Below are 15,848 nucleotides of genomic sequence, written 5' to 3' on the forward strand. Positions count from 1 at the left end.
AATTTTGAAAAAAAAGTAATCATAATTTAATTATCATTTTATCTAAAAAATAAGTAATAAAACAAAATATTTAACATTAAACTTCTTGCATTACTTAATTATTTAAAAAATATTAGACTTGGTACATAACTATAACTAGCTTAATTCAAAATTATATATTCCTGAAATTAAGTTAAATCGTAATCCAAATCTTCTAATCTTATTGCGATAACGATAAACTAGTATTTTAAATCTTTTTAATCTAGCAAAAACATGTTCAATGACACAATTCTAACTTTACTTAAAAAGCTATTATATTCCTTTTTATCTGGATTTAAAGGATTATTTTTTTTAATTTTGTCGAAAACTCTTGATATTTATTGAATATACTTAATTTTAGGTATATTTTAATATGATAGAGGTGGATAATAATTATGGAAAAAATAATTCAAGAACTAGTAAATACTTTAACAGATGATCAATTTTTAGAATTTTATGAAAAAGTCAAACAACAAGCAGAATTAATAAAAAAACAAAAACGGTTAAATGAAATTGATCAAAAATTTAGAGCGCAAGGTATTAAATGCCCTAAATGTGAATTTTACCATTGCGTTAAAAATGGACATAATTCAGAAGGGAAACAAAAATATTTATGTAAAAATTGCCGTGCAAGTTTTGACGCTTTTCGTAATCATTTTATTTATTGAAGTCATTTAAATTATGAACAATGAAATTTATTGATTCAAATTTCATTGCTGGGGCAATCTAGTAAAACAATTTCTCGTTTTATTAAAACTACATTAAAAACTGCTTGATATAATCGTCAAAAATTAATGAAATCAAAACAATTAGAAAATACCCAATTAAAATTTAAAAAATTATCTGGTAAAATCCAAATCGATGAAACATTTATTAAAGAAATCCATAAAGGAAATTTCAAATATAAAACTGATCCACGAAGAATTCACCTTGACCCATTCGCAACTAATACTAAATGCTGTATTCAAATGGCAATTGATAATAATAACAATATTTATGTTAAATCCACAAACATCAAACGTTTACAAAAACAATGAGTTATTGAAAATATGAACAAAGAATTAATTAACGAAAATTCAATTATTACTTCTGATATGCAAAAATTATATTTTTTAGTAGCAAAACAAACAAATTCTACTTTATGTGTAACTAAAACAACAATTAATTCTGAAGCTAGTTATCGTAACTTAAATAAAATCAGTAAATTACAATCTAGTCTTAAAGAAGCCTTAATTCATTATCATGGTTTAGGTTTTACTAATATTCAAAATTATTTAAATCTCTGAAAATGAAAATACCAACATAAGGGTTTAACTCCAAATCAACAAACAGCGGTATTATATTTTAATGTATAAAAAAAGTTAAAGTAAAAATAGTAATTTTACATAAAAGCCTTTTAAAATTATCAAGTTGATGATTTTTTTTATTTTATCAAGAGTTTTCGACAAAATTAAAAATTATTTTTACTCTTTTTAATTGGCAATAATGTATTTTTATGAACATTTTGCAAACCTTGATATCCTGAATCGGCAATTAATTCTAATTTTGGATTTATAAGTGTATTTGATTTTAAAAATAACTTATAATCATGAGTACTGCCATAACAAAAATCTACTGAAATAATTTTATTGTTAAATAAATCAATAATTATTTGCGATTTTAATGAATGTTGCCTTTTCTTACCAGAAAATAATAATTTTAGTTTTTTTTAATTCTTTCAATTGGAATTTCTGTAGCATCAATTGCTAATAAATTATTAGTAGTACCCTTATTTTCTAATAATATCTTTTTGCCAGGTATATGAAAGTGACTATTTTTTATTAGAGTATTTTCAACTCAAAAGATATTACGAATACAACTAACATGACTAATATTATATTTTTTTTTAATTTTGTCGAAAACTCTTGATATTTATTGAATATACTTAATTTTAGGTATATTTTAATATGATAGAGGTGGATAATAATTATGGAAAAAATAATTCAAGAACTAGTAAATACTTTAACAGATGATCAATTTTTAGAATTTTATGAAAAAGTCAAACAACAAGCAGAATTAATAAAAAAACAAAAACGTTTAAATGAAATTGATCAAAAATTTAGAGCGCAAGGTATTAAATGCCCTAAATGTGAATCTTACCATTGCGTTAAAAATGGACATAATTCAGAAGGAAAACAAAAATATTTATGTAAAAATTGCCGTGCAAGTTTTGACGCTTTTCGTAATCATTTTATTTATTGAAGTCATTTAAATTATGAACAATGAAATTTATTGATTCAAATTTCATTGCTGGGGCAATCTAGTAAAACAATTTCTCGTTTTATTAAAACTACATTAAAAACTGCTTGATATAATCGTCAAAAATTAATGAAATCAAAACAATTAGAAAATACCCAATTAAAATTTAAAAAATTATCTGGTAAAATCCAAATCGATGAAACATTTATTAAAGAAATTCATAAAGGAAATTTCAAATATAAAACTGATCCACGAAGAATTCACCTTGACCCATTCGCAACTAATACTAAATGCTGTATTCAAATGGCAATTGATAATAATAACAATATTTATGTTAAATCCACAAACACCAAACGTTTACAAAAACAATGAGTTATTGAAAATATGAACAAAGAATTAATTAACGAAAATTTAATTATTACTTCTGATATGCAAAAATTATATTTTTTAGTAGCAAAACAAACAAATTCTACTTTATGTGTAACTAAAACAACAATTAATCCTGAAGCTAGTTATCGTAACTTAAATAAAATCAGTAAATTACAATCTAGTCTTAAAGAAGCCTTAATTCATTATCATGGTTTAGGTTTTACTAATATTCAAAATTATTTAAATCTCTGAAAATGAAAATACCAACATAAGGGTTTAACTCCAAACCAACAAACAGCGGTATTATATTTTAATGTATAAAAAAGTTAAAGTAAAAATAGTAATTTTACATAAAAGCCTTTTAAAATTATCAAGTTGATGATTTTTTTTATTTTATCAAGAGTTTTCGACAAAATTAAAATATTTTTTTGCAATAATACGATATGTACTATATTCTTTTCAGTATTCTAAAGTCATAAGTAATCTTTGCTCTATTGATAATTTATTTGGTCTACCACCAATTTGTTTTTGTTTAGCTTCACCTTCTTTTAAAATTTCTACCATTTTCATGAAAGTTTTATATTTTATGCCTATTAAACTATAAAATTCGTTTTCGTCTTTGTATTTATCTAACATTTGTACTTCACCTAGGAAATAATATTATCAAAATAGTAGATAAAATTAAAGGTTATGTACCAAGTCTAAGGTAAAAAGACTGTAGATTAAAATTTGGAGAAAGGAAAAGGTGTTATTAATTTTATTAATTAGTAAAAATTCACGAAAGGGATTTGATTAATATGAAAAAATTACTAGGAATCTTAGGAACAATAACAATAGCAGGGAGCGGAATGGCGGGACTTGTTGGAAACGCTCCAGCTCCAGCAAAAAATGAAATTAATTATCAAAAGGCTGATAATTTAGAAAATTTAAATAGAAATAAAAGAGAAAATTACAATAAACCAATAATAATTGATAGTTATCAATTAAAAGATTCGGGAGTTTGATTTGAAACATATTGATATTGATTTGGTTATTGCAGACTACATTTTAGTCATAATGAAATTGAAAGCCTTATTGAAGGCGGGCATTCAATAACTGAACTAGCTCAACAAATTGCAGAAGCATTCCCATTCCCTCCACTAGCACCAGTAGCGGTTATAATTGCTGGATGAGTAACATTAAATTTATGAGGATTAAATTCTTATGATTATGGAAATGGTGCGTGGGTAGCATTTCATCTATTACAGCCTGAAATACCCCTTGGATTTGGAAGTAATTAAGAAAGGCAGTCTCGGAATTATTTTTAAGAAATTGAATTATCGCCGAATGGCAGTGCATTTATTTTAAGAAACTAATAGTAAAAATTTTTGCAATTTTTGAAAAGGTGTTTTACTGTTTAAAGATGAATGACGGCGTTCAAAATTATAAAAGTAATAATATTTGTTTAAATAATGTTGAAGCTCATTTTGATTTAATTTTTTATCCTTAGAATAAAATAATTTGGTATAATGTTGATGGAATCGTTCAATCTTTCCGTTGCTCTGAGGAGAACGGATTGGTGTGGTTTCGTGAACAATTCCGTTCCTCGAAAGAAAGGTTGTAAAAGGCCTTTCTTTTACTTTGTATGATTTTTTATTACTTCAGTTAGTAGTAGTAAACTCTGGAGCGTTATCAGTACGAAGGCGTTTAATTGTTATACCAAGTTTGCTAAAATCTTTTATTGCTCTTTGCATGGCATTAATTGCGTTATTGGTTCCTAAACTATCATAAACATAACCAAATACTATCCGTGTCATTTCGTCAATGAAATCATAAATGTAATATTTTTTATCAACCGGAAAATTTGATGTGGTAATAATTTTAGCATCCATTTGTAAAAGACCAATCTCAGAAACTTCATAACGCTTAAAATGGCGTTTTGTTTGTTTGATTTGCTGTTTTAATTCTTTTCAACGAGGGTCAGATTTAATTCAACGATAAAAAGTTTTGATATTTTTAGGAACTTCTGAATTTTTAATATCGTGAGAACCGATTTTTAAATTATTAAATAAAGACCACATTTCACCTGCTTGAAGATTTTTATAATCAAAATATAAATCACATACCTTTTCACGAGAATTTAAACTATATTGATAATTAAGATTTTGTGGTTTTGTAGTTTTAAACAATAACAAATCTAAATTATCAGAATAATAAGCAGTCATAATTTTTTCCACCCAACGATAAAAGGTTTTCGTTGCATTCTTAAAATATTTTTTAATAAGTTTTGTTAAAGTAGTTTCTTCCATATAAAAATAAGTGCATAAATTTAAATAGGCAGTAATGCGTTTTTTAGTTTTATAGTAATAAGGATTACGGCAATTAGCACTTAGTCAACTTTGTACTTTTGCTTTTAAATCTGCTAAATCAGCTTGGGAAATAATATATTTCATTTTTTAAACTCCTTAAATTAAGAAAACCGTATTACAAAAAATACGATTTTCAAGAATGGTTATTAAATTACTAAAGTTAATAAGGCATTTCGGCAGAAAATGAATTTAAATAAAATATACCTTCTGATTCATAAATAGAAATTTTAAATTTAACTAAGCTATCAACAACATAAGCATTACTTGAATATGTACCATTATTACGATAAAAATTATTAACTTCATCATAAACATTGGATTTTTCTTTAACCAATAAAATAAGACTAGGATTTGGAAAATAACCACCCCCAACATTTCTTGGAATATCATACGGAATATTTAAACCCTGATTCTTAACTTGTAAGAGATTAGAATTAAAATTATTTTGAAAATAAGGATTATAAATAAAAGCACTCTGTTTAATGCTAGCAAACTCTAAATCATATTTTTTTAAATCATTGCTATTTTTACTACATCCCGAGATAAACATTATACATACTAAATTTAAAGCTGATAAAAATTTTCACATAAATAAAAATCCTCCTTTCAAAGGAATTATATTTTATATAAAAATATTGGAAACATTTAAGAAAACTTTTTTAATATCATTAGCAAAATTGCTAAGGGCACTACAAATTCAAATAACATCTGAAATGTCGGAATAACTTCAAATACTGGGAAAGCAGTTTTCGTAAAATTAATTGTTGTTTTGGCAATATCAGCAAGAGGACGAATTAAAAGATTAATTCCAGAAAGACCAAGTAATCAATTTAACACACTAACAGAAGCGTGTTGAATGCCACACGATATGGCACTAAATAAACCCCAATAAGAACAGCTGGGCGTTGGAATTAAATCATCCATATTTCCGCTTATTCCGCCACCAATAAAAGCTGTTGAATTCAAAATGTTAAAATCGTATAAAGAATAATGATATTCAGTGCTTTCGTTTTTCTTTTTATATAGTGGGAAAGTTAGTGTAAAAATATTAATTCCATACATGACATCGATTTTAGCATTATAAAAATGCAGTTTATTACTAGTGGAGTTTCATAATTGATTATCATATGCTTTTAACACATTAAAATCTATTTGATAAGAACTTTTACCAGTATTAAAACCATTGGCAATTTGTTTATCTTTAACAAAGAAATAGGAACGAAAAATCATATTCTTACTATTTTCCATTGTTGAACCAAAGTTAATTAAATACTGTTTGGGATAAAAAGTAATTAAGGAACGATAGAAAAAACCCATTTGTAAAACATTTTTAGGAATTTGTTGCATCCCTTTGTAATCTAATTCTACATAAGTAGAGGCATCTGTATCAAAACTCGCATAAAAGAACTGGACAAAAAACTCACCTAAAACTTTATAAATTTTGTTAAATAAACCATTAATAAAATCAATAGTTAAATCTTTTTGAATAATAAAGTATAAAATCTTTAAAATCAGTCTTTAATTTGTCATCATAGCGTAAAAAATGGAAAGTATTACCATAATAATTAATTTGTCCAAAAAAGGTATTAATAAAATCTATTCCAAAACTTGTTACTGACCCAAATTTTAAAATCGATTTACCATTTTCTAAAAACTCATTATACCCCACAATGCTACCATGCTCAGTTTTTATAGTAATAACATCACCAAAACTGGAAAAGGAAAGTTCCCTAAAAATAACTTTTTCCATCATATCAGGTTTAGGATATGAGTTTTTGCGACTTAAATTAAATTTACTATTTTGTTTAAAACCATTTAATTTAATTGAAATTTCACTCATATATTTAAAATTATCGTCAAAGAAATTAAAAATTGGGACTCAATATAAATAACTATAATTAAATTTATCAAAATCTCGGCGTTGTATCATTAAATAATCAAGTTTATCTTGAAACTGATTATACTGATATTCACCATCATTTTTAGTTATTACTGTTGGTAATAATTGCTCGTTCTCTTTTTCGGGTAAAGGAGACATTTCGGCAGAAAATGAATTTAAATAAAATATACCTTCTGATTCATAAATAGAAATTTTAAATTTAACTAAGCTATCAACAACATAAGCATTACTTGAATATGTACCATTATTACGATAAAAATTATTAACTTCATCATAAACATTGGATTTTTCTTTAACCAATAAAATAAGGCTAGAATTTGGAAAATAACCACCCCCAACATTTCTTGGAATATCATACGGAATATTTAAACCCTGATTCTTAACTTGTAAGAGATTAGAATTAAAATTATTTCGAAAATAAGGATTATAAATAAAAGCACTCTGTTTAATGCTAGCAAACTCTAATTCACAACTATTACCACATTGACTGGGATTTGTAGCTCGTTTTTCTCGTTTCATAAAGGATTGTTCCATATTAGGTTTTGGTGGTTGTTTTGTATCAAAGAACACCCCTAATGGCACCAAACCAATAAACATTATAATTAAATCAAGAAATAATCTTATGCATCTCATCACGACTTAAAACTCTCTTTTATTGCTTTAAAAGCATGAGAGAATTTATATTCATAATATAATGGACATTCAGAAATATTAATAACTTCTTTTTGATGTTTTCTAACTACTTTCATTAAAATAAAAACGCTTAATAATTAACTTAACAACTGTCATTAACAAATAAACCATTAATAATCAAAAATACACCTTAAAAAATACATTTTGAAAATCAAACAATATAAAATCTTTAAAAAACTCATCTGTATTAGTTCTAATTCTTGTTAAAAACACTCAAATTATAACGATAAAACTATGAAGTATAATAAAAAAATGTTTTAATTTTGTCGAAAACTCTTGATAAAATAAAAAAAATCATCAACTTGATAATTTTAAAAGGCTTTTATGTAAAATTACTATTTTTACTTTAACTTTTTTTATACATTAAAATATAATACCGCTGTTTGTTGATTTGGAGTTAAACCCTTATGTTGGTATTTTCATTTTCAGAGATTTAAATAATTTTGAATATTAGTAAAACCTAAACCATGATAATGAATTAAGGCTTCTTTAAGACTAGATTGTAATTTACTGATTTTATTTAAGTTACGATAACTAGCTTCAGGATTAATTGTTGTTTTAGTTACACATAAAGTAGAATTTGTTTGTTTTGCTACTAAAAAATATAATTTTTGCATATCGAAAGTAATAATTGAATTTTCGTTAATTAATTAGACTTCTTGCAAAATTAATTTAAAATATAATTGAATTGTTGTTTTTAATAAAAAGGTGGAATTTAAATGAAATTTAAAAAAAATAATCAAATAAGTGATAAAAATTTTTTAAGATTAACTGGTATTAAACATACTACTTTTAATAAAATGCTAGAAATTTTAAAAATAGAAGAATTAAAAAAGAGATTTCGTCGCGGAAGAACCAATAAATTATCATTAGAAAATCGTATTTTAATGACTTTAGAATATTGAAGAGAATATAGAACTTATTTTCATATTGCAAAAAGTTATGATATTAGTGAAAGTAGTTGTTATAGAAATATCAAATGAATTGAAGACACTTTAATAAAACACCCTAATTTTCAACAACTTACTGGTCAAAAATCACTATTAAAAGATTATTTCAAAGATAAGACTGTTATAATTGATGTAACTGAAAGCCAAATCCAACGCCCAAAAAAAGACAAAAACAGCACTACTCAGGAAAAAAGAAAAAACACACAATAAAAACACAAGTTATAATTGAAAAAGATAGTAAAAAAATTATTAGTTCTGATTTTTCTTATGGTAAAAACCATGACTTTAAAATTTTAAAAGATTCAAAAATTAAATTTTTACCAGAAACAACTGTTTTAGTGGATTTAGGTTATCAAGGCATACAAAAAATTAATCATAATGTTTTAATTCCTAAAAGAAAATCAAAGAAAAACCCTTTAAATAAAGAAGAAAAGCAAAATAATGAGCGAATTTCAAAAATGAGAATTGTTATTGAAAATGTTTTTGCTATACTTAAAAAATTTAAAATTATTAGTGAAAAATATCGAAATCGTAGAAAAAGATTTGCTTTAAGATTTAATTTAATAGCTTCAATTTATAATTTACAACTATTAGTTTAAATATATTTGATAATTTAAAATTTCAGTCTTTTTTTATTGTAAATAATAATTTTTATTATGTTTTAATGACAAAATATTTGTAAAAATAATCTAAAAATTATTTTAATAACACTTTTATATTTATTTTAAATTTAAAAATTATAATTATCATATTAATGTTGCAAGAAGTCTATTGAATTATTGCAATAACTTCACCAGCTTTAACAGGACCTAATTTAATATTAGTAATTTTTTTACCCTTTAAACTATCAGGTAAAAAAATTAACGGCGATTGATTTGATGTAATCTCACCAGCAATTTCACTTCAATTAACAACTGCTAATAATTCATTCGCCTTTACTTTTTGACCTTGCTTAACTTTTGGTTCAAACCCCCTACCTTTTAAATTAACCGTATCTAAACCAATGTGTAGTAAACATTCTACTTTCGTTTGATGTTGAATTCCATAAGCATGATTCGTAGGAAATATTGAAGTTATCGTACCTGCAAACGGAGCATAAAACTCATTAGCAGTAGGAATTAATGCGACACCATCACCTAACATCTTTTCATTAAACACTTCATCACTAACATCAGTAATATTAATTACCTCACCATCTACAGGTGATAAAACTTCAATTTGCTTTTTTTTAAAAAAATTATCAAAACTAAACATTTAATTATTTTCCTTTCATATATCATATATCTTTAATTATATGTGAAAAAATCACTTTTGTCATTAAAACAAAAGTGATATCCCCCCCATCTTACCTTAATAATTTATTTTATAATATTAAATCCAACATTATAACTAAGACCTGTTGCTAAATAATGCTTCTGCATTTTATTACTTCACAAATACACATCTAAATAACTCGTTAAAGGGCGATCAACATATAAATCAAATGAACTAATTAAAGCTGCTGTTAAATCCGCATTACTAGCTCTTCATTTAATTTTCTTAACTTCAAGATCAATCCTTCACCGAATATCTAACTGACTATCAATAAATCTTCTAACATCATTAAGAATTTTGTAATAATAATATTTAGCATCCGTTAAAGAAAAATTATATGGTTGTTTTTGTTGTTCAGAAATATTAAAATCTTTTTTAAAAGTATTAACAGTTCAATTAAAAATCAACGATTTTGAAAAAATAAAATCTTCTAAGATAAATTTAATATTCTGTTCTCATTGTTCTTCATCAACTGTTTTATTGATAATAAGATTTAAAACATCAACAGATTTTTCTTCTTTACTTTTAACATTATTAATAGTACCTAAATTGCTTGTAGCTCCTATTGATAAACTTGAAATAATTAATAACTTAGTTAATTTATCATTCATCATTTAATAATCAATCCTTTCAGCTTCTTTCTCTTATTAAAACATATTAATTTTTAAATTAACTTTTAATTAATTACTATTTACTACTAAATATTTATTACTTTTTAGTTTTTTCTGGTGAAGAGGAGCGATACAAAATTTCCTTAATTTTACTTTTTCAAATATCTGATTGACCACCAAAAACTACGCCCACTTGCTTATTACCACCCTTTTTAATACGATTAGTACTTAAAATTTCTAATTCGTTTGCATCAACTTTATTCATATCAACGACTTGCACTCGTAGTCTTGAAGCACAAGCATCAATATTTTCAATATTTTCTGCCCCACCCAAAGCAGCTAATATTTTTTCTGCTGTAACAATTACTTTTCCAGATTTCTTATCTTTAAGTTTTTCTTTTTCCTCGTTAATAACATTATCTTCTATTGCCAGCGCAGTCTTAGATTGACTTTTTACTGCTTGATAATCTTTTTTTGTAAATAAATGAATCTGCCCATCAATAGCTTCTCTTCCCGGAATTTTAATATTAAATCGTAAAATCAAGAAATAAAATAAGAAGAAATAAATCGCTGCATAGGCTACACCAACAATTGGTACAACTCATCAATTAGTTGTTTGACCACTAAAACTTGGAACAATTCCATAAATAATTCAGTCTAATACGCCACCAGAGAAAGTCATTCCAATTTTTACTTGTAAAACATTCATTAACATAAATGATATTCCTGCTAATGGCACATGAATCCCATAAAATAACCATGGGGCCACAAATAAGAAACTAAATTCTAACGGTTCAGTAATTCCTGTCAAGAAACTAGTTAACCCCGCGGAAGCATATACTCCTAATGCTGTATTCCGATTTTCCTTAGGTACCGTCAATGCCGTGGCAGTAGCAGCGGCAGGTAATCCAAACATCATAAAGGGAAACTTACCAGCTTGGAATCGTCCTAGTCGTAATCCCCGACCTCACATATCTTGCAAAGTTAATTTTCCATCAGCAATAACTGCCATAAATCCTGTTTGGTCACCAACAGCTGTTAAAGTTAATGGATTAGCTACATCCACAGTACCAGCAAAGTCACTAATGGCTCCACCAGCACCAGATCATCATAATGGTGCATAAAACACATGATGCAATCCAAAAGGAATTAATGACCGTTCAATTAATCCAAAAAATAATGAATCTAATCCCACAGGTAATGTTCCTGATGAACGCCCAAATCAGTTAAATGCTGCCCCAACTGGCGGTCATATTAAAATAAAAATAAACGCCAAGGGAATAACAGCAAAGAATACCACAATTGGGACAAATTTTACGCCACTAAAAAAACTAATGTAAGAAGGTAATTCTGTTAGATAAAAGCGATTGTAAAGAAAAGCAACTAACGCCCCAACAATAATTCCTCCAAATACTCCTGAATTTAGTGTTGGTCCAATACCTAAAATTGATGTCGTTAATTTATTATCAACTGCTAAATCACCTTTTCAAAATCATAAATTATAGTTAATCGGCGTTTCACTTGACGATATTACTTGATAAAAAGTATCATCAATTGGTTTTCCGCCCAATGTTCCTCCTAATAATTTACTAAATTCAGCAGTTAATTTTGGTATTAAATCTTTTCCCGTATATAATTCCTTTAATGAAACTACAATCTTCTGATCTTTACCCACATCATCAACATATGCTAAAACATAGTTATAGTTTATTACTCCTTGATTCATAAAAACAGCAATTACAACAACAAAAATTAGAAAGCCAATTAATGCGGTTAAACCTGCAACTCCAGCATCATTAGTAAAAGCAATTGCAACGGAAATTGCAAATAATACTGATAAATTAGCAAATGGGACATCGCCCATCATTTTTAAAAATGTGCCAAAAGTTTCTCAAGCTTCTGCATCAGCATTTTTAGCAAGTGTTTCAATTGTTGCTCCAATTCCTAAAAATAATCCCGCAATTGGTAACAACGCAATCGGCAACATAAATGCTTTAGATAATTTTTGAAGAACACCTTGACTTTTTTCTTTAAAGTTACTCCAAAAACTACCTAAATATTGTTTAAATCCAAGCTTTGACGACATATAAACCGTTCCTTTTCTATTTAAATTTAAAAATAAATTCTAAAAATTTTTTTATTTTAAAATTCAAGGAATAACCTCCACTCTATTTTTAATAACTAAATCAAATATTATTTAGTTAATCTAAGAAATTATTACAATCTCTTTAAACTAAATATATCAATAATAACTATGAAATTTTTTTCGTTTTAGCAACTGAAATTTCTAAATCTTCTGGTGTATCAATATCTCATTGGTCATCTTCACTTAATATATAAGGAGCAATAACAATTTTATTTTTTAAAGCACTAGCAATAAGGATATCCACCATTTGATATTGAGAAAGCTCATTTTCAGCAAACTTAATTTGCAATTGCTCTCTAATCGCCTTTGCTCATTGGTCATCTAACAATGACCATTCACCTAATAATAACTTATGCATATTATTACTTTTTTCATAACCAATAATATTATTGTCATTACCTATATTATACACTCAATCAATCTTTTTAGTTACTCGTTTAACGGCACACATAATTGGTTTTGCTGTTAAATTCATAAAAAAATTTCGCTTCATTACCATATCACCACTAATGATAATTGTATTATCTTGTAAATAATCTTTAACTAAATAACCAGCATAGGCACTAGAACCATTTTCATATTGCGCATTATGAACAAGCTTAACTTGCATATACTTATCAACTAAATATAAGAAATCTTGATAATGATAACCAATAATAACAATAATTTCATTAACTTTAGCCACTGATAAATTAGTTATTATTTTTTCAATTAAAATTTCACCATTAATATTTAATAATGATTTATGTTGATGATTTAATTTTAATCTTCTGCCAACTCCGGCCGCAAAAATAATCGCTCGCTTAATCATCGCGTTTATCCACTACTTTAGTAACAAAGTTAATAATTTTATTCATTACAAATATTGTTTGTTTAATTTCATATTGATATAAAATTTTTTGTAAATACTCATCATTTTGAATAATTTTTAAAATTTCTTCTTGTGATAAATTCGGTACAACATTTAATTTTCCTCGTAATTTACCATTAACCTGAATAACAACAACAACTTCATCTTTCACTAAATACTTAGCATCATATTCAGGTCATTTTTGAACAGCAACACTACTTTCTTGGGCTAATATTAATCATAATTCTTCTGCTAAATGCACAGCAAATAAACTTAACATTTTGATAAATCCTAAAAAATAAGGTAAATAAATTTGCTTTGTTTTATAACAAGCATTAACAAAAACCATTAATGAAGATAACGCCGTATTAAAAGCTAAATTTTCCAAATCAGTAGTTACTTTAAACACTGTTTGATGATAAATTTTATCCATTTGACCATCATTATTTTTAATAATTCAAGCAAGATGTTCGGTTACTAAACGATAAATCCGATCTAATCATCTCCTTGTACCATCAATACCTTGAATATTTCATGGCATTGATGCTGTTAATGGTCCCATAAACATCTCATAAACGCGTAAAGCATCAGCACCATGCGTCATAATAATATCATCGGGATTGACACCATTATCTTTTGATTTTGACATCTTTTCACCATCAATACCTAAAATCATTCCTTGATTAACAAGTTTCATAAAAGGTTCTGGCGTCGGAACAACTTTTAAATCATACAATACTTGATGTCAAAATCGAGCATATAGTAAATGCAACACCGCATGTTCTTGACCACCAACATACAAATCAACTGGTGATCATTGTTCCAATAATTTAAATGCGGTTTTACTATTTAAGGGAATAAAACTACCATCATCTTGTTTCAAAATATATGCTAAATAATATCAACAACTACCTGCTCATTGTGGCATTGTATTTGTATCTCTTTTCCCTTTAACACCATCATTTCTAGTAACATTAACAAAATCAACCATATTTGCCAATGGCGACTGACCGTTAACTGTTGAAACAATATTATCTGTTAATGGTAACATTACTGGTAAATCTAACTCATCAACTAACCCAATGGTACCATCATCTCAAAAAATAATTGGAAACGGTTCACCTCAATATCTTTGGCGAGAAAACAATCAATCACGTAATTTATAAGTTGTATGTTTTTTAGCGATTGCTTTTGCTTCCAAAACATTAATAATTTTACTAATGGCTTGTTCATTATTTAGTCCATTCAAAAACTGAGAATTAATATGAATACCATCACCAGTTATTGGCATTTTCATATTATCATTTTCAATAACAATCTTTATTGGCAAATTATATTTTAATGCTAAATGATAATCTTCAACACTATGTGCGGGAACACACATTACTGCTCCTGTTCCATAATGATATAACACATAATCAGCAACTCAAATCGGAACTAATTCATTTGTTAACGGATGCAACGCATAACTACCCGTAAATACCCCTTGTTTATCATTATTTAACTCTTGGCGTTCTAAATCAGTTTTCATTTTAACTTCTGATAAATACTCATTCATTTGTTGCTCATTATTCTTAATAGTAAGCGAAACTATTAATGGATGCTCTGGTGCTAAAATAATAGCACTAACACCAAAAATCGTATCCAATCTTGTAGTAAAAACTGAGATTTTTTCTAATGAATTTTGAATTTTAAAATCTACTAATGCCCCTAATCGTTCACCAATTCAGTTTCTTTGCAATTCTTTAACAGAATTAGGTCAATCTAAATCATCTAATCCTTTTAATAGTCTTGAAGCATAATTAGTTATTTTTAAAACTCATTGTTGCATTGGTTTTTTAATAACCGGATAATGACCTCTTTCAGAAACCATTTTTCCTTCAATAACTAAAACCTCTTCATTAGCTAAAACTGTTCCTAATTTTTCACATCAATTAACATCACTTCATTTTAATTGAACTAAACCTTTTTTATAAATTTGTGAAAATATTCATTGTGTTCATTGATAATAATTAGGATCAGTAGTATTTATTTCTTTATTATAATCATAAGAAAAACCTAAGCGTTGCAATTGATGACGAAAATTATTAATATTTTCCAAAGTAAAACTTACAGGATTATTTTTTGTTTTTAAAGCATACTGTTCAGCTGGTAAACCAAACGCATCCCAACCAATAGGATGCAAAACAGCATAATCTTGCATCTTACGAAATCGTGCCATTACATCAGTAGCAATATAACCTTTTAAATGACCAACATGTAATCCAGCACCAGATGGATATGGAAACATATCAAGAATATAAGTCTTTTTAGTTGCCATATTACTAGGCGTCTTAAATATTTGCTGATTTTTTCAATACTCTTGTCACTTTTTTTCTAAAGCACGATGTGAATAAATCATAATGTATCCT

General features: G+C 26.5%; 17 protein-coding genes and 1 pseudogene. 5 read left to right on the top strand and 13 right to left on the bottom strand.

Translation table 4 applies throughout. The annotated features are described in order from the left end of the window. Window positions 1-135: 135 nt before the first annotated feature. Window positions 136-258 (bottom strand): annotated as a pseudogene (locus AAHM82_RS11255) (IS5/IS1182 family transposase); the annotation flags it as partial. Between the two features lie 155 nt (window positions 259-413). Between AAHM82_RS11255 and AAHM82_RS11260 the strand changes: the two are divergent. Beyond that, the gene (locus tag AAHM82_RS11260) at window positions 414-1,373 is read left to right on the top strand and encodes an IS1/IS1595 family N-terminal zinc-binding domain-containing protein (protein ID WP_342263991.1); all 960 of its coding nucleotides are present in this window, start codon (window positions 414-416) and stop codon (window positions 1,371-1,373) included. A 95-nt stretch (window positions 1,374-1,468) separates the two neighbouring features. Here the strand turns inward: AAHM82_RS11260 and AAHM82_RS14830 are convergent, their stop codons facing one another. Beyond that, window positions 1,469-1,714 (bottom strand): transposase family protein, encoded by a 246-nt coding sequence (locus AAHM82_RS14830; protein ID WP_425289021.1) that lies wholly within the window; start codon window positions 1,712-1,714, stop codon window positions 1,469-1,471. 272 nt (window positions 1,715-1,986) lie between these two features. Here AAHM82_RS14830 and AAHM82_RS11265 point away from each other — a divergent pair, with 272 nt between their 5' ends. Further along, the gene (locus tag AAHM82_RS11265; protein WP_342263992.1) at window positions 1,987-2,946 is read left to right on the top strand and encodes an IS1/IS1595 family N-terminal zinc-binding domain-containing protein; all 960 of its coding nucleotides are present in this window, start codon (window positions 1,987-1,989) and stop codon (window positions 2,944-2,946) included. 72 nt (window positions 2,947-3,018) lie between these two features. On the opposite strand, the gene AAHM82_RS11270 is transcribed toward AAHM82_RS11265, so the two are convergent. Further along, on the bottom strand, window positions 3,019-3,261 hold the full coding sequence (locus tag AAHM82_RS11270) for a transposase family protein (RefSeq protein WP_342263993.1): 243 nt from the start codon (window positions 3,259-3,261) through the stop codon (window positions 3,019-3,021). A 161-nt stretch (window positions 3,262-3,422) separates the two neighbouring features. Between AAHM82_RS11270 and AAHM82_RS11275 the strand changes: the two genes are divergently transcribed. After that, a complete protein-coding gene (locus AAHM82_RS11275) occupies window positions 3,423-3,905 on the top strand; it encodes a hypothetical protein (RefSeq protein WP_342263994.1) in 483 nt (160 codons plus the stop codon). A gap of 63 nt (window positions 3,906-3,968) precedes the next feature. On the opposite strand, the gene AAHM82_RS11280 is transcribed toward AAHM82_RS11275, so the two are convergent. From AAHM82_RS11280 to AAHM82_RS11300, 5 genes are all read right to left on the bottom strand, one after another. After that, window positions 3,969-5,057: a DDE-type integrase/transposase/recombinase gene (locus tag AAHM82_RS11280; RefSeq protein WP_342263995.1), complete on the bottom strand. Its 1,089-nt coding sequence runs from the start codon at window positions 5,055-5,057 to the stop codon at window positions 3,969-3,971. 76 nt (window positions 5,058-5,133) lie between these two features. After that, a complete protein-coding gene (locus tag AAHM82_RS11285; protein ID WP_342262434.1) occupies window positions 5,134-5,562 on the bottom strand; it encodes a hypothetical protein in 429 nt (142 codons plus the stop codon). Window positions 5,563-5,618: 56 nt separating this feature from the next. Further along, window positions 5,619-6,290, bottom strand: coding sequence for a hypothetical protein (locus AAHM82_RS11290; protein ID WP_342263996.1), 672 nt, complete (start codon window positions 6,288-6,290; stop codon window positions 5,619-5,621). A 139-nt stretch (window positions 6,291-6,429) separates the two neighbouring features. Continuing rightward, window positions 6,430-7,506, bottom strand: a complete 1,077-nt coding sequence (locus AAHM82_RS11295; protein ID WP_342263997.1) for a hypothetical protein — start codon at window positions 7,504-7,506, stop codon at window positions 6,430-6,432. Window positions 7,507-7,922: 416 nt separating this feature from the next. Next, on the bottom strand, window positions 7,923-8,183 hold the full coding sequence (locus AAHM82_RS11300; RefSeq protein ID WP_342263998.1) for a hypothetical protein: 261 nt from the start codon (window positions 8,181-8,183) through the stop codon (window positions 7,923-7,925). A gap of 102 nt (window positions 8,184-8,285) precedes the next feature. Here AAHM82_RS11300 and AAHM82_RS14835 point away from each other — a divergent pair, with 102 nt between their 5' ends. Together AAHM82_RS14835 and AAHM82_RS14840 are read left to right on the top strand one after the other, a co-directional pair. After that, a complete protein-coding gene (locus tag AAHM82_RS14835) occupies window positions 8,286-8,726 on the top strand; it encodes a transposase family protein (protein WP_342263396.1) in 441 nt (146 codons plus the stop codon). Further along, a complete protein-coding gene (locus tag AAHM82_RS14840) occupies window positions 8,723-9,115 on the top strand; it encodes a transposase family protein (protein ID WP_342264845.1) in 393 nt (130 codons plus the stop codon). Before AAHM82_RS14835 ends, AAHM82_RS14840 begins: the two co-directional genes overlap by 4 nt. A 169-nt stretch (window positions 9,116-9,284) precedes the next feature. On the opposite strand, the gene AAHM82_RS11310 is transcribed toward AAHM82_RS14840, so the two are convergent. The 5 genes from AAHM82_RS11310 to leuS all read right to left on the bottom strand — a co-directional run bounded on the left by AAHM82_RS11310 (window position 9,285) and on the right by leuS (window position 15,838). After that, window positions 9,285-9,770 (bottom strand): PTS glucose transporter subunit IIA, encoded by a 486-nt coding sequence (locus AAHM82_RS11310; RefSeq protein ID WP_342263999.1) that lies wholly within the window; start codon window positions 9,768-9,770, stop codon window positions 9,285-9,287. Window positions 9,771-9,874: 104 nt separating this feature from the next. Continuing rightward, complete coding sequence (locus AAHM82_RS11315; RefSeq protein ID WP_342264000.1) at window positions 9,875-10,444, bottom strand: hypothetical protein; 570 nt, start codon at window positions 10,442-10,444, stop codon at window positions 9,875-9,877. Window positions 10,445-10,538: 94 nt separating this feature from the next. Beyond that, window positions 10,539-12,527 carry a PTS transporter subunit EIIC gene (locus AAHM82_RS11320; protein WP_342264001.1) on the bottom strand — a complete coding sequence of 663 codons (1,989 nt, stop codon included), beginning with the start codon at window positions 12,525-12,527 and terminating at the stop codon, window positions 10,539-10,541. 166 nt (window positions 12,528-12,693) lie between these two features. Then, a complete protein-coding gene (locus AAHM82_RS11325; RefSeq protein ID WP_342264002.1) occupies window positions 12,694-13,398 on the bottom strand; it encodes an NTP transferase domain-containing protein in 705 nt (234 codons plus the stop codon). Next, window positions 13,391-15,838, bottom strand: a complete 2,448-nt coding sequence (leuS, locus tag AAHM82_RS11330; RefSeq protein ID WP_342264003.1) for a leucine--tRNA ligase — start codon at window positions 15,836-15,838, stop codon at window positions 13,391-13,393. Before leuS ends, AAHM82_RS11325 begins: the two co-directional genes overlap by 8 nt. Between the last annotated feature and the right edge of the window lie 10 nt (window positions 15,839-15,848).

This window comes from Spiroplasma endosymbiont of Clivina fossor, from assembly GCF_964031115.1.
In the GTDB taxonomy this organism is placed as follows: domain Bacteria; phylum Bacillota_I; class Bacilli_A; order Mycoplasmatales; family Nriv7; genus Nriv7.